The organism is Nocardia sp. NPDC059177, from assembly GCF_042755165.1.
Taxonomy (GTDB): Bacteria; Actinomycetota; Actinomycetes; order Mycobacteriales; family Mycobacteriaceae; genus Nocardia.
On record NZ_JBHZBX010000018.1, the window covers coordinates 39,416 to 54,255 of the forward strand.

The 14,840-nt window shown below is 67.5% G+C and carries 9 protein-coding genes and 1 pseudogene; 5 read left to right on the plus strand and 5 right to left on the minus strand.

Annotated elements, in window-relative coordinates; all coding sequences use genetic code 11:
- Positions 1-24: 24 nt before the first annotated feature.
- Entirely contained in the window at positions 25-2,016 is a 1,992-nt protein-coding gene (locus ACFXK0_RS21595; RefSeq protein ID WP_379412379.1) for a hypothetical protein, read from the minus strand.
- Positions 2,017-2,267: 251 nt separating this feature from the next.
- Between ACFXK0_RS21595 and ACFXK0_RS21600 the strand changes: the two genes are divergently transcribed.
- The 3 genes and pseudogenes from ACFXK0_RS21600 to ACFXK0_RS21610 form a co-directional block, all read left to right on the plus strand.
- A complete protein-coding gene (locus tag ACFXK0_RS21600; protein WP_379412380.1) occupies positions 2,268-3,554 on the plus strand; it encodes a protein kinase in 1,287 nt (428 codons plus the stop codon).
- Between the two features lie 49 nt (positions 3,555-3,603).
- Complete coding sequence (locus tag ACFXK0_RS21605; RefSeq protein ID WP_379412381.1) at positions 3,604-8,772, plus strand: AAA domain-containing protein; 5,169 nt, start codon at positions 3,604-3,606, stop codon at positions 8,770-8,772.
- Positions 8,773-8,814: 42 nt separating this feature from the next.
- Positions 8,815-9,009: pseudogene (locus ACFXK0_RS21610) on the plus strand (DUF2399 domain-containing protein); the annotation flags it as partial.
- Positions 9,010-9,066: 57 nt separating this feature from the next.
- Here the strand turns inward: ACFXK0_RS21610 and ACFXK0_RS21615 are convergent.
- Positions 9,067-11,001, minus strand: a complete 1,935-nt coding sequence (locus ACFXK0_RS21615) for a UvrD-helicase domain-containing protein (RefSeq protein WP_379412382.1) — start codon at positions 10,999-11,001, stop codon at positions 9,067-9,069.
- Between the two features lie 508 nt (positions 11,002-11,509).
- Between ACFXK0_RS21615 and gntA the strand changes: the two genes are divergently transcribed.
- Complete coding sequence (gene gntA, locus ACFXK0_RS21620; RefSeq protein ID WP_379412384.1) at positions 11,510-12,178, plus strand: guanitoxin biosynthesis heme-dependent pre-guanitoxin N-hydroxylase GntA; 669 nt, start codon at positions 11,510-11,512, stop codon at positions 12,176-12,178.
- A 204-nt stretch (positions 12,179-12,382) separates the two neighbouring features.
- Here the strand turns inward: gntA and ACFXK0_RS21625 are convergent, their stop codons facing one another.
- Together ACFXK0_RS21625 and ACFXK0_RS21630 are read right to left on the minus strand one after the other, a co-directional pair.
- Positions 12,383-13,435: a hypothetical protein gene (locus tag ACFXK0_RS21625; protein ID WP_379412386.1), complete on the minus strand. Its 1,053-nt coding sequence runs from the start codon at positions 13,433-13,435 to the stop codon at positions 12,383-12,385.
- Complete coding sequence (locus tag ACFXK0_RS21630; RefSeq protein WP_379412387.1) at positions 13,432-13,647, minus strand: hypothetical protein; 216 nt, start codon at positions 13,645-13,647, stop codon at positions 13,432-13,434. Before ACFXK0_RS21630 ends, ACFXK0_RS21625 begins: the two co-directional genes overlap by 4 nt.
- Before the next feature lie 211 nt (positions 13,648-13,858).
- Between ACFXK0_RS21630 and ACFXK0_RS21635 the strand changes: the two genes are divergently transcribed.
- Positions 13,859-14,533, plus strand: coding sequence for a TetR/AcrR family transcriptional regulator (locus ACFXK0_RS21635; RefSeq protein ID WP_379412388.1), 675 nt, complete (start codon positions 13,859-13,861; stop codon positions 14,531-14,533).
- Positions 14,534-14,563: 30 nt separating this feature from the next.
- Here ACFXK0_RS21635 and ACFXK0_RS21640 read toward each other — a convergent pair whose 3' ends face one another.
- Positions 14,564-14,836 (minus strand): MoaD/ThiS family protein, encoded by a 273-nt coding sequence (locus tag ACFXK0_RS21640; RefSeq protein WP_379412390.1) that lies wholly within the window; start codon positions 14,834-14,836, stop codon positions 14,564-14,566.
- Positions 14,837-14,840 lie beyond the last annotated feature (4 nt).

Consider the following 14,840-nt stretch of genomic DNA (forward strand, 5'->3'; position numbering starts at 1 on the left):
GTGCGGAGCAGTATGCCGGTGCACTTACTCGAACACGACACCCTGCTCGGTCGCCGCCGCGTCGATCAGGTGAGCAACGGCGGTCAGCAGTGCGTTCGCTTCCGGAGCGTGGCCCGTTACCGGCATCGGTGCGCCGCGCTCGAGTATACGGACATCGAGCGCGTGGGCGCGGCGGGCGACCGAGCCGTTGCCCGACAGGGCGTAGGCCTCGACCCATTCGGCGTGCGGTTCCTCCACGATCCGGTTCTCGACCAGGTCGGTGAGGCGGCTGGTGACGGCGATCATGAAGTTGTCGATCAGGTTCTGGCGTTCCTCGGCGGTCGGGCGGGCGCCGAGCCAGCGCTGCGGGTTCTGGACGACGTTCCAGACCTGTTCGTTCAGGGATTCGCGCAGCTCGGCGACGGGCTTGAGGTTGTCGTATTCGTTGTTGTCCCAGCGGTTGGCGACGCGCCGGGCGAGTGCCTTGATACGGCTGCCGTGTTCGGGGAAGACCGAGGCATGGGACTTGAGTTTCAGCAGTGCCTGCCACTTGTCGCGGAATTCCACGACGGCATGCGAGATGCCTTCGAGCAGTTCGGTCTTGCGATAGACCGGACGGGACTCGCCGGCGCGGTGCGCGATCTCGGGGTCGGCGATCAGGGCGAGGAGCTTGTTGAGTTCGTCGATGGTGCGGCGACCAGCGTTGTTGGTGGGCTTGAGCTTCTTGTGGATGCCACCCACGAAGAACGCGCCGTGCTCGAGGCGGAGTTGCAGGACTCGTTCGGCGGATTCCAGCGCCGGGTTGACCTGGCGTCCTTCGGCGCGAAGCTGACTGAGCACATTGTGCAGGGACTGGCGAACGTGTTCCTCGCGTTCGGTGAAAGTGTCGAGGTTGTCACCCTTGACCTGGTCGAAATGGGTGAAGAGGAAATGCAGCTTCGCCGAATGACCGGAGATGGCGACGCTTTTGAGCGCGGCGGCCGCGGCGGCCTGCATGGGCTGCTGAGCATTGTCGACGAGCAGCACGGCGTCGACCTGGTCGAGCTGGCGCGAGATCCGGGTCGACAGGGGTGAAGCATGCGATTTGGCGTGGCCGAGGCCCTCGCCGTCGATGAGCACCAGGCGCGGCCGGGTATCGGCCCAGGGCGGGACGAACGGGCCGCTCACCCGCACCGCGCTCACCAGCGGCGTGAGCAGTCGGCCGAAGAGCTTGGCATTGTTGCCGGTGAAACGGGTGACGATGGTGAGGAATTCGGTGCGATCGGTGCTCTGCACAGTCCACAGGATCGGCCAGCCACGGAAGTCATAGCGCAACTCACCGAGGTCGAGGGCGTCGAATCGGCGCATCAGCTCGGCCATCAGCATGTCGACGATCTGGGCGTAGCGCGGGTTGCGCGGGAGGTCCGAATCGGCGTTGCGCTCGATATATTTGGCGATCTCCTCGGCGGGAACCTGGAATCCGGTCTCGATCGCGTACTCCTCGGTCATCAGGCGCAGCGACTGGATCGCGGATTTGAGGACACGCGCGGTGGCGGCTTCGTCGATCGCACCGAAGTCGTCGGGGTCGAGATCGTCATCGTCGTCCTCCTCGTCTTCGTCATCGTCGACGAGGTCGTCCGCGGCGGCGGTCTGGATCCGGCCGAGGGCGTAGCTGAACCGGAAGCGCTGGTTCACATGGTCGAGGAGTTTGCGGCCGACGACCGCGTCGTCCTTGCCCGCGTAGGCGGCCAGGGCGGCGTCGACGAGGTTCTCCTGTAGATGCCCCTCGATGACGTCACGTGGCGCGAAGGTCACCGCGGCGCGGTAGCTCGCGTCGTCGGTGACGATCACCTCCATGTCGGCGACGGTCGTCTTCGCGGTGGAGGTCGACGGGAATTTCTCGGTCCGTGGATCGGTGCCGAGCAGCTGACGGACGACGGTGGTCTTGCCCGCTCCGGTCGTGCCGAGCAGCAACACCTTTCGATAGCCCTCGGTACTGGTGGGCATGGGGATGGACTGCTCGCGCAAGGCCAGAGAATCGGTCTTGGAAAGATCCACGCCCGCCATGTATGTCTCACCTGTCTCGAGAGTGCAAGGCCTGGCAATCCAGGCGGATAGCACTCTAGGAGTGAGTGAAAACTATGTCAATCGCTAGCCGGGTGCCATCCGGCACAAACCTCGCGGTTTGTCTTGGCGCCATAGCGGGTACCCGTCGGCCCGCCGATCGCCCCGCAACTGTTCCCGTCCGGTACTTTTGGGCAACCAGTCGAGGCGTGTGGAGGGTGATGGTGGGGCGGGAGCCGCAGGTCGTGGGAGGTCGGTATGAACTCACCGACCAGATCGGCGCCGGTGGGATGGGCCAGGTGTTCGCCGGCTACGACCGGCATCTGGAGCGCCCGATCGCGGTCAAGCTCACGCGCGCCGACCTCGACGCCGATCCGCAATGGACCAAACGGTTCCTCCGCGAGGCCAGACTGATGGCGCGGCTGAGCCATCCCGGGCTGCCGTCGATCCACGACGCCGGGGTCGAACCAGGGCCGCCGGAACGGCCCTATCTGGTGATGGATTTCGTGCAGGGCGCGACGCTCGACCAGCTCGCCGAGTTCCGCAGCGAGCTACCGGTCGGTGTGGTCGCCGCCATCGGCGCACAGGTCGCCGCGGTGCTGGCCGCGGCGCATCGGAAGTCGATCTTTCATCGCGATCTCAAACCGTCGAATGTGATGCTGTGTCCCGACGGCACCGTGAAGGTGCTCGATTTCGGGTTGGCGGTGCTGCTGGATTCCGATGTCTCGCGGCTCACCTCGACGGGGAACACGCTCGGCACACCGGCGTACATGGCACCCGAACAGATCAACGCGGAACCGGTCGTCGCGCAAACAGACCTGTATTCGCTGGGCCTCGTCCTCTACGAGCTGCTGACCGGCACCCAGGCGATCACCGGTAGCACCCACTTTCTGCTGTGGCGAAAGCAGATCGAGATGGTGCCGCCGGCGATATCCACTCGTCGCCCCGACGTGCCGCGTGACATGGCCGCGTTGGTGACCGACATGCTGGCCAAGGACCCGCGGCAGCGACCACGCGACGCCGATATCGTGCACCGCACCCTGGTACGCCACATCAGCGCGCTCGACGAACTGGCACAGGTGCGTGAGCCGACCAGCCCGGCGCGGATGTACGCGCAGGCGACGGTGTCGGTACCCGGCTATCGGACGGCTGCGACTTTGCTCGCGCCGTCGATGGATGTCGCCTTCGCCGGCACCCGTTCCCCGGCGGAGCCGACGGCGCACTCGATACCCGACTCAGGTCTCGAACGACTCCGGATCGCGGACCGCCACTTCGATGCCGGCGAATTCGGCACCGCGAGTGAGCTGTACCGCGTGCTCGCCGACGAGCTGTCGGAAGCCAACGGGCCCTATGACGAGCAGGCGATGTATTGCCATCAACGACTCGCCATCTGCCAACTGCGCCTCGGTAATCCGAAAGTGGCGCTGAACCGGCTGAAGCGATTGCACCAGCAGATGTCGGTCCGGTTCGGGTCACAGGACCCGCGGGTCGTCGAGTTGGCGACGCAGATCAACGACATCCGCGTTCGCTGAACGCCACACACAGTTTCTGTCGCACCACGCACTCTGGAGGACTCGGGTGATGAACACACAGGGTGGGGCCGGCACTCCCGCCGTTTCCGACGACCTGGCCGGTCGCGGTGCGCGCCTGTTCGACTTCCTCGCGCACGCGCAACAGTTGCGCGTCAGCCGGATCAAGGACCTCGGCACCTATCAGCGCGAGGGGCAGGTCGTCTGGGTGGCGAATCTGCCGGATGATCCAGCGATCACCTACGGTGCGGCGGAGCCGGGCGCGCCGTTCCTGGTTGTCGAGAAGGTGCAGGTACCCCCGGCGCCCGAGCCTGGGCGGGCGATACGTGAGTGGCTGGACGGTGCGACCGACGATCCGGCTCGCGAACCGCAGTTGACGCAGCGGCGCCTCGGTGACGACGGCGTCGAGCTGCGGATCGGCGAGCAGCCGGAGGTCATCGACGCGTACGCGCGATGGCTCGACCAATGGCGTGCCTGGGCCCCGGCGGCCCGGCTCAAACTGGCGGCGCTGGCGCTGTATCAGGCTCTCTACGAGGTGTATACGCGTTTCGAGGGCGAACGGGAAACCTTCGAAGTAGTCCTCGGTCTCGGTCTGCTCACCTGGCAGGACAGCTCGGTCGGGACCGTCCGCAGGCATGTGCTGACCGTGCCGGCTTCGGTGCGATTCGATTCGGGCTACGGTGCGCTGTCGGTCGCGTTGGACGCGACGGCCACCGGTTACACCCCGGAACTGCAGGAGATCGTCGAGGCCGGGCAGATGGCGGCGCCCGGTGACCTGCAGCGCGCCGAGGACGAAGCCCGCACCGGTGATGTCAGCCCGTTCGAGCGGGAGGACATCGCCGCGCTGGTGCGGATGTTCGTCAACTGCATCAATCCCGACGCGGAGTATCGCGACGAACTGGACCCCGGAACGCCCGGTAAACATCCCGTCGCGTTCTACGCGCCGGCCGTCATCCTGCGCAAGCGTTCCCAGCGCGGGATGGTGAACGCGTTGCGTGCGATCGCGGCGAATATCCGGAGCAGCGGTTCGGTGCCCGCCGGAATGCTGAACCTGGTCGACCCCGACCACGAGCCGGTGGTGTCCGCACCGGACTCCACCGGTGCGATCGTGCGGGACGGCACCGATCGGTTCCTTCCGCTGCCGCTCAATCCTCGGCAGCTGCAGATCCTCGAGCATGTGGACAAGCACGCGCACACCCTCGTTCAGGGACCACCCGGCACCGGCAAGACCCACACCGCCGCCGCACTCATCACCCACCTGCTGGCACAGGGCAAACGGGTACTCATCACCGCGCACACCGATCGCGCACTGAACGAGGTCCGGGAACGGCTGCCCGAGGCCATCAAGCCGTTGTGTGTCACCGTGATCGGCGATTCGCGGACCGAGCTCGAAGAGCTGAAGATGTCGGTCAACCGGATCAATCAGGCTGCTGCCGAACATGATCCGCAGCGCAGTCGGCGCACCGCCGCAGCGGCCGAAGCGCGCATCGACGAACTGCGTCGCGTGCGCGGTGGGTTGCACGCGGAGCTGCTCCGCCTTCGTGAACACGACATCACCCACCATCGGATCGGTGACTACGCGGGGTCGCTCGCGGCCATTGCGAGCCGATGGTGTGCCGAGCGCGCGGAATTCGAGTGGACTTCCGGGTTGCTCGACACCGCAGTGGGGGACCTCTGCCCGATCGATGCCGGTGCGCTGACGGAATGGCTCGACCTGCTGCGCGACAGTGAGTTGGCCGACCCGGAGGCCGCGGCGCCCGACCTGATCGCCGCGGTCGACCTGCCGTCGGCCGACGAATTCACCAGCTGGCACACCGCGGAACGTCGCGCGGACACGCACCGGCGCTCGTTCGACCATTACCGTGGCACGCCACTGGCCGGGCAGGTGGCCGCAACGGCCCCGCCGACGCGAGCGGAACTGGCCGATACGGTGGCCGGGCTCGATGCCGCCGCTCGCGAGTTCGAGGGACGACAGGACTGGGTGCGCGCCGCCGCCGAGGCGATGCGCGCGGAGCAGCCGCACAGCTGGCAGGTCGCCGCGCAATCGATCGACACACTGCTGCCGCAGGCCGACGAGCTACTCACGACGGTCGGCTTCGCCGAGGTCGTCGTGGACGCTCCCGATCTCGCGCCGCTGCTCGCCCTCGCCGAGGGCCTGCGCGCGCACATCGAACAGCGTGGGGAGCTCAAGCTCGAGTCCGATGGCACCCCGAAGATCGGTCTCATGACGCCGAGGGTGGTCAAGGACGCGCAGCCGCTGTTCGCGCAGGTGCGTGTCGACGGGCGGATACCGACGCAGGTCGCGCAGCTCACCGTGTTCCTGGAGTCGGAGAACTGCCGTCGGCTGGTCCGCCAGCTCGATGCCGCGTGGCCGATGGCGGTCGTGTCGGCCGGGGACGGCCCGGTGCGCGATCGGGTCGCGGCGCATCGGGCCGCGCGCGAGGTGCTCGCCCGCGTGCTCGCCTACGGCGACCGGCTCAGCGCTGCGAGTGCTCGGCTGCGCGAGCACGGCTTTGTCGCACCGGATTGGGCCAAGCCCGACGAAGTCGAGTACTTCGCCGCGGCCTTCCGCGCCGCGGACGCCGAGCTGGTCTGGCAACAGGCCAACGCACCGTTGGCCGAGCTGCGCGAACGACTCGAGACCTGGTGCCGCGATCCCCGCGCCACCGGCAATCTGCACGATCTGGCGGCCGCGGTGACCAATCGCGACACCGCTGCCTATCGACAGGCAGGCGAGCGGCTGCAGGAACTCCACCGGCTGCGCCATGCCTTCGCGCGTCGACGCGCACTGAGCGCGCAGGTCGCGCCGCTGGCCGAGTTGTCCGCCGCAGTCATGGCGGAGCCGGACAACCCGGAATGGTCCACGCGGCTCACGCGGTTCGACGCCGCGTGGCAATGGAGCGTCGCCCGACGGTGGTTGACCGGGCAGAACGCAGGTGAGGTCAACGAGCTGTGCCGCAAGTTGGACGAGGTCGAGGAGCAGCTTCGCCGGCAGGCGGGCATCGTGGCCGAGATCAGGGCCTGGGAGTGGGCTGTCGGGCGGTTGACCAACAAGGCCAGGGCAGATCTGCAGGGCTATTCGCAGCTGGTGAAGGCCTTGGGGAAGGGCACCGGCAAATACGCCGACAGCAAACGGGCATCCATCCAGCGCGCCCTCGCCGACTGCCGTCCCGCGGTACCGGTGTGGATCATGCCGATCTATCGGGTGGTCGAGCAGTTCGAGATCAAGCCGGACATGTTCGATGTCGTCGTGGTCGACGAAGCATCGCAGGCCGGTGCCGCCGCGGTGTTTCTGCAGTACCTCGCGCCGCGCATCGTCGTCATCGGGGACGACAAACAGGTGTCACCAGCGGCGGTCGGTGCGAACAAGGACGAGCTCGACAGCTTGGCCAAGCAATACCTGATCGGTGATCGGTACGCCGATCACTGGAAGATGCCGACGCGCAGTCTCTTCGACGAAGCGGTGATGCGTTTTCCCGGCCGGTTGACCCTGGTCGAGCATCGTCGATGTGTCCCGGAGATCATCGGCTTCTCCAACAAGATCGCCTACGAGGATCAGGGTGTCTCGCTGATCCCGGTGCGCCGCTACGGCAGCGACCGGTTGCCTCCGGTGCGGACGGTGTACGTGCCCGACGGGCGCGAGGTGCGGCCGAAGATCAACGAGGTCGAGGCCGACCGCATCGTCGAACGGATCGCCGCCTGTCTCGCCGACCCCGCCTACCAGGACAAGTCCTTCGGTGTGATCTCACTGTTGGGGCCGGAACAGGCGAAGGTGATCTGGCGCAAGCTGATTGCCGTCGTGCCGCCCGCGGAACTGGAACAACGGAAGGTGCACTGTGGCGCCGCCGCGGACTTCCAGGGCGCCGAACGTGACGTGATATTCCTGTCCCTGGTCGCCGCCCGGCGCGAAGACCGGCGGCTCAACGCGCAGACGACCGACGCCACCGTCGAGCGGTACAACGTGGCGGTTTCCCGTGCGCGCGATCAGGTGTGGCTGTTCCACTCCGTCACCGCCGACCAGCTGAGCAACAGTGAAGACCTGCGGTTCCGGCTGCTCGACTATTTCCTGACGGTCGAACAGGCCGCGAGCGATGATGCCGCCGTCACCCCGGAACGTGTCAGCGACGAGACTCTGGTCGACCCCTTCGAATCGCTGTTCGAGCAGCAGGTCTACAACGGGCTGGTCGACCGTGGTTACCGGGTGATCGCCCATCACACTGCGACGGCGTGTGACCTGGACATCGTGGTGGAGGGGCGGGGCGGGCAGCTCGCGGTCCAATGCGACGGTGACCGATGGCACGGCGCCGAAGCGTATCGGGCCGAGCTGAATCTGCAGCGGGATCTGGAACGGTGCGATTGGCCCTTCCATCGGATTCGGCAGTCGGAGTTCATCATCGATCCGATCGGGTGCCTGGATGCCTTGTGCGAGGTGCTGGAGGCGCACGGAATCCGGCCGATCGGGCAGGATCCGGCCCCGGAGGAATCCGCTGAGCCGCAGATCGATACTGCGGTGGACGATTTCGCTCCTGACGCCACGGATACGACCGTCCAGGCGCCGGAGATGCTGGTCGCCACGTCGGTCGACGAATTCGACTGGACGCGGCGGCAATCGGCTTCAGCCGACGAGAGCACGGATCCGGTTGCCGCACAATTCGACCTGTCGGACGAGTCGCGGTGGTTGAAACCCGAGCCCTCGGCAGCGATGGGTGACTACCTCGTGTTCGACGCGGAGCTGGAGAGCCCGAAAAGGGCTGAGCACCAGGTCATCGTCGACGATCTGTGCCGTGTCGTGTCGGTCGAGGGACCCGTGACCGGACTCCGTTTGCGCGCGGCCTACGTCAGCGCGGCGCGCACGAGGGAACGGGACAGCATCAAGAGCGCGATCGACCGCGCGATACACGCCGCGGTCGCGCACGGCAGGCTGATCGTCGATGATCCGCTCGGTCTGGGCGATCCCGGGCTCATGGCGTACCGGACACCCGATCAGCCGCTGTCCCGCTGGCGGGTGCTGGGACCTCGGGTTGTCGAACAGGTGCCGCCGCGCGAATTGGCGGAAGTGATGGCGCACCATGCCGAGTCGCTCGGCTGGAGCGGACAGGGTGCCTTGTTCCGCGCGGTGATCAGGCAGTTCGGGCAGACCCGGTTGACCGGCAATGCCAGCACCGCACTGGAGCGGGTGGTGGATCTGGCGCAGTCGCTGCGTGAGGTCGGGTCAGTGTGAATCGTGTGCGGAGACACGCGCAGCTGTCCGCGAACCCGACCGGTGGACCGCGGGACCGAAAGTAGGGGGTGCATCGAGGGCCAGCCGGGAGCCGCGGTGACCGCACTGCTCGATCAGGTCACCGCGACCGGTGCTCGCCTGCGCTATCACGGTGATTTCGACCGGTACGGGATCGCGATCGCCAGTTTCCTGCACCGTCGGTACACATGGTCGCCGTGGCGATTCACCGCCGCCGACGACATGTCGGCGGTTCCGGCCGCGAACCCGCCCAGGCTGCGCTATGTCTGCGTCGGATCAGTCGGTGAGGGTGCACACCCAGAGGTAGTCGCGTGCTCGGCTGGCGGCTACCAGGTGTTGGCGGGTGCGGAGGGCGTCGGCGTCGCGGGCGGTGGGGCGGGTTGTGGGTGGGTTCGTGAGGAGAAGGAACACGGCGGTGAAGTCCATGCCCTTGGCGCGGTGCACGGTGCCGACCTTGATGTCGGTGGGTTGGGTGCCGTCGTAGTGTTCCAGAGGCATGGCGCGCAGGCCGGCCCTGCGCAGGGCGGTGAGATAGCGGTCGATGTCGCTTCTGGTGGAGACGATGACGGCGATGTCCGCATCGGGTGGCAGGTTCGCGTCGCGGATGGCTTTGGGGAGGGCGGTGAGTGATTCGCGGCGGGTGAGCCGGGTTTCGACGACGTCACCGTCGGGGAGCGTAGGGGTGCTGTCGCGGATGACGACGCCGGTGCCGCCGTCGAGGTCGTCGACGGAGTCGGGCGTTTCGATGCGTTGAACGTAGGACAGGACCGCGGCGCGATTGCGATAGTTGGTGCGCAGGATCCGGCCGCGGCCACCAGGGACCGGAATGCCCGCCTCGGCAAGTGTGCAGCCGCCGACATAGACGCGCTGCTGGCTGTCGCCCACCAGGAGGAGCTGGGAATCCTCGCGGGCGCCGGCGATTTCGAAGACGAGCTGGAGCTGCCGGAGCGTGAAGTCCTGGACTTCGTCGACGACGACCAGGCCGAAGCCGTCTTCGCCGTGGAGGGGACGTGCGCGCAGTTCCTCGACGGCGAGGGCGATCAGGTCGTTGAAGTCGTGTGCGCCGCGAGCTGCGAGACCTTCCTGGTAGAACTGAAACCATTCGTCCCACACGATTTTTCGGATGTCGTTCTTGAGGCTGATGCCCTCGCGGCCGCTGCGCTGAACACTGAGGTATTCGCTCGGGTGCGACATCCCGCGGCCCTTGATGATGCGGTCGATTTCATCGTGCCAGTAGCCGAAGTCGGTGCCGTCGACGGCGGTGAGGGTATCGCGGATTCGGCGCCACGCATCGGCGAGTGCGGCGTTGACGGCTGCCTCGTCGACATTGAACGGCACATCCCTGTCCTTGAGGAACCGGAGCGTCCAGGCGTGTAGTCCGGTGAAGACCGCACGGTCGACGGCCCGAGGCGCCAGACGGGCGAAACCGCGTTCGTGAAACGTGGGAAGTGTCTTGACGAAGGTGGTGAACATCAGCCGCCCGGGATTGCGTTTGGCCCAGTGCGCCATGCGGTGCAGGGCGACCACGGATTTGCCGGTGCCCGCCGGACCGCTGATGCGGGCGGGACCGTTGAAATTCGCATGTACCAGGGTCAGCTGAGCGGGGTCGAGAAAGGTCATCCAGTCGCTGAACGGGCGGGACAGCGCGGCTGCACGTTCGGATTCGTTGAGGTCGGCCGCGGTGAAAAGTTCCGCAGCGGTGTCGGTTTCGATGTCCAGGTCGAGACGCAGGTGGGTATAGCGGTCGATGCCGGAGGCTGCGAGCTGGGCAGCGCGCGCGGGCTTGTACTGCCGGTCGCCTCGGGTGAGGGTGTCGAGGAATCCGGGTTCGTCGACGATGTGGACACGGCCGTCGGACTCGGCGCGGAACCGGCCGGGTAGTACGACGACGATCTCGGCCATGTGTGGGACGAACCGGAAGTCGCCGACGGCGAGACGGGCGAGAGGTTCTTCGGCGTGCCTGCGCAGCTCGCCGAATTCGGAAGTGGCGGGTGCGGTGGCGGCGAACACGATCGCGAACACCCCGGTCGGGCCGATGGCGAAAGCCGTGGGCCTGCCCGGACGGAACGCGGTGGTGCGGACCAGCAGTTGCCAGCGTTCATCGGCGAGAACTCCCGTGAGCACCCGGCGTTCCGGTGAGCTCAGGTGGGTCTGTTCGGCGAGCGTCTGCTCGGCCGCGCGCAGGCGCCGCTCACGTCGGATATTGGCCATGGTTTCCCCCTCGAACCTGGTCGGTGGTCGCCGCCCCGGCGACGCTAATCCGTTGCTGGACAATATAGTTGAAGATTTCGACGGGCTTGCGATGTTCGGCCGATGTGGCCGCTGCCATCCGGCGTCAGCGTGGTGCCGAGGTGAGCGCCGCCAAGGCTGTATCCCAGGATGGCACCGCTCAGTAGGCCGCAGGCGGAAAACGTGACCGACCGGTTGTTCGGCTGCTGAGCCTCGGCTCCGTTCCTTCGGATCGCTGCGTCCAGCCGATCGTGGGCACAGGGTTCTCGCGGACGCGCGGCCAGAGGAGAGGGCCGTGATCCGCGACACGTTCGTGTGTCCGATTCGGCTCTCGAGCGGCCCGGATGTTCGCGGGCGCCGGTTCGATCGATTCGCGTACCTGGGCGGTGGGCTGTCAGGATCAGCCTCGCAGTGTGGGCGAGGTGGCTGTGCGCCGAGCGATCGGAGGCGCCCGCTCGAGTTCGGATGTGGTTGGAAAGGAACGCCGGGATTGACGACGGACGCGCGGGCTGAGGTGGAGAAGTTCCTGCTCGGGGACCGGTTCGCTTGTCTGGCGGGGCGGTCGGCGTGGCGGCAGGGTGGAATCGCGCATCGGCATTATGACGTGATGGGTGGGGGTGCGGCGGCTCGGTTGATGGCGGGGGATCTGGCGGAGTTCGTCGATGGGGCGGATTGGGGGTCGCGGAAGTTCACCAGTTTCGTCGCGACCTTCGAGCAGCCGCGTGGGGTGGATGAGCTGCGGTTCGAGGAGTTGTTGTGGGAGCACTTGCAGTTGTTGCACGAGGTGGACTCCGAGCGGTACGGGTGGGCTGCGGGGTGTTCTTCGGATCCGCAGTCGGGGGAGTTCCGGTACAGCGTGGCGGGGCATCCGTTCTTCGTGATCGGGTTGCACGAGACGCATCGGCGGTTCGGGCGGCGGCCGCCGTTTCCGATGTTGGCGTTCAATTCGCACGAGCAGTTCGCGCGGATCAAGGCCGACGGGATGTGGGATCGGCTGGCGGACAAGATCCGCAAGCAGGACATCGGGTTGCAGGGGGATATCAACCCGAATTTGCTGGAGTACGAGCAGTTGTCGGAGGCGCGGCGGTATTCGGGGCGGCCCAAGCCCGCTGATTGGCAGTGCCCGTTCAGCGCGCGGCAGGCCGAGCTGGCGTCCTGATCGGTATCCGTCGATGTAGACGTCGAGCGGAGGGTATCGAGCGTTTCTCCGCGGCCACCGCGAGGGCGCTGCCGAGAGCGAGGCCGCAGCCGAGGATCGCCTCACTGGCCGAATGAGTGGCGGAGGTTCGCGTTCATCACGGTGTTGAGGAGGTGGCCGAGAGTCGAGTCGCGGGGCGCGGGGCAGTGGTCGGGCGTGGAGGTGTCACCCGGGGAGGAGGTCGGTGATGCGGCGCAGGGTGGTGGTGGCGCCTGCGGCGTGCGCCTGTTCGATCAGGGTGGTGCGGGTTTCGGCGGGTTCGGCGGCGAGCCGGGTGGCGATGGGGTGGAGTTGGGTAGGGGTGAGGTGCTCGGTGAGGGGGAGCAGGTCGAGCCAGAGGTCCTGGGTGAGGGCGAGGTCGGCGATTGTGGTGAGGACGGCGGGGTCGTGCAGGGTGGGGCGTTGGGAAAGGCGTTGCAGGGCGGTGTGTTCCATGCCGGCGGCGGCGGGCAGCAGGGTGTCCCAGGCGTCGAGTGCGGTGACGGCGGTGAGGAAGCCGTCGAGGACGTCGTCGTCCTGGTCGGCGACGACATTGCCCAGGTGGGAGCGTTCGGCGGGGCCGAGCAGGTCGAGCAGGGTGATGGCTTCGGCCCAGTGGTCCGCGGCGGCGGTGGCGCGGACCATGCCGGGGACGCGGTCGGCGACGACGGCCAGGAGGCGGTCGGCGGCGCCGGTTTCCTCGAGGTAGAAGCCGACGTGGAGCAGGTCGATGTCGGCGGCGTGCGGGAGGGCGGCGCGCAGGACGCGATCGGGGACCGAGCCGGCGAGGCGGCCCATGGTCAGGTAGTCGCCGCGGTCGATCAGTTCGCGGGCGGTGGCGGCGGCCATGCGGTCGGGGACCTCGGCGATGAGGGCGGTGGCGCGGCGCGGGTCGAGGGTGACGGTGGCGTCGGCGAGGAAACGCGGCGACAGGGAACTCGCGATGGCGACGGCGCGGGCGGGATCCACCGAACCGGCGATCGCGGCGGCCAGCACCGGGCCGAAAGCGGCCTCGGTGATCTTGGCGGCGAGGGGAGCGGGGACGAGTTTGGCGGCCGCGCCGATGCGTTGCATGCGGCGCGCTTCGCGCACGGCGATGAGATCGGTGACCTGGTCGCGCAGCTGCCGGAGGGCGCTGGGTGGGAGCTCGGCGAGGAAGTCGAGGTCGGTGGCGCGGGGACGGTCGAGCACGCGGGCGAGTTTGGCCAGTTCGGCGGTGCTGTGGTGGTGGGTGGTCACAGTCCGAGCACCTTCTTCACGGCGGGGCGGGCCAGGCGGGGGATCAGGCGCATGCCGGAGTAGAGGGCGTCGTCGAGGGCGGCGCGGCGGGTGTCGAGGGCCGCGCGGATGTAGGCGTCGAGGCGGGTGAGTTCCTCGGGGGTGAGGTCCGCGAATTCCGGGGGTGGTGGGGCGCCGAGCGTCTCGGTGAGCTGGGCCAAGGGATCCGGCACGGACCTTCTCCTTCGCTGTCGTCCGACAGAACGTACTGTCGGTACGAAATGCGATACTGCCGGTCCGGAAGGGGAATGTAAAGCGGACTGGTCAGGTGGGTTCACCAGGTAGGGATCACTGTGACGGCGGGTGATGCGCGCCGCAACGGCGGTTGGTACGCCGGTCGAGCAAGGACGAAGTTCGTACTTGCGGTACGTGTATGGTGTGAGCGTGAACCGACCGAGCCGCCGACCGCCGCCGGTGACCCGGGACGCCATCGTCGATGCCGCGATCCGGGTGCTCGATCGGGACGGGCCGCGGGTCAGCATGGACGCGTTCGCGGCCGAGGCCGGTATCACCAAACCGCGCCTGTACCGGCAGTTCACCGACAAGGCCGACCTCTACACCGCCATCGGCACCCGCTTCGCCGATACCGCCTTCGCGGCGACCGGCACCGACCTGACCCTGCTGCTCCAGCCGCCGCGCGAGGCGATCGCGCGAGCGCTCGGCGACTACGCGGCAGGCATTCTCGACCACCCGAACGTGTTCCGGTTCCTGACGCAGGCGCACGCCGGAACGGGCGGGGACGGCGTGACCGGGCAGTACGACCTGAGCAGTGCGGTGGCCGGCCGGTTCACCAAAAGAGTGCGCGCGGTGGCAGATTCGATTCCGTTCGACGCCGAGGGCATCGAGTATCTCGCGCACGCGATCGTCGGGGTGATGATCGCGCTCACCGATCTGTGGCTGACCGCACCCGAACCGGTGTCGAGCGAATTCGTGCGCTGCACAGGGGAATTGGTGTGGGGAATGATCGACGCGTTTCTGCGCGGGCGGGGTGTGGAAGCCGCGCCGGAGGTGCCGATCTTCGTCACGCTGGCGGCCTGGAACGCGGACCCGAGCGGCTAGGCCTCGCGGGTGTGCCGCATCGAAGGATGGTCAGCCGCCGGCGACCGACGGGATGATCATCAGTTCGGTGGTGGCCGCCAGTGGCGTGTCCAGGCCGTGCAGGGTGCGGCACTCCTCGCCGTCGATATAGAAGTTGACGTAGCGGCGCAGGGTGCCGCGCTCGTCGCGCAGGCGGCGTTCCAAGGCGGGCGACCGGTCGCCCAGGGCGTCCAGGACATGCCGCAGGGTGGGGCCGTCGACGTCGAATTCCTTGGCGCCGTTGGTATAGGGGCGCAAGGTGGAGGGCAGGACGACGCGGGCCATCGGA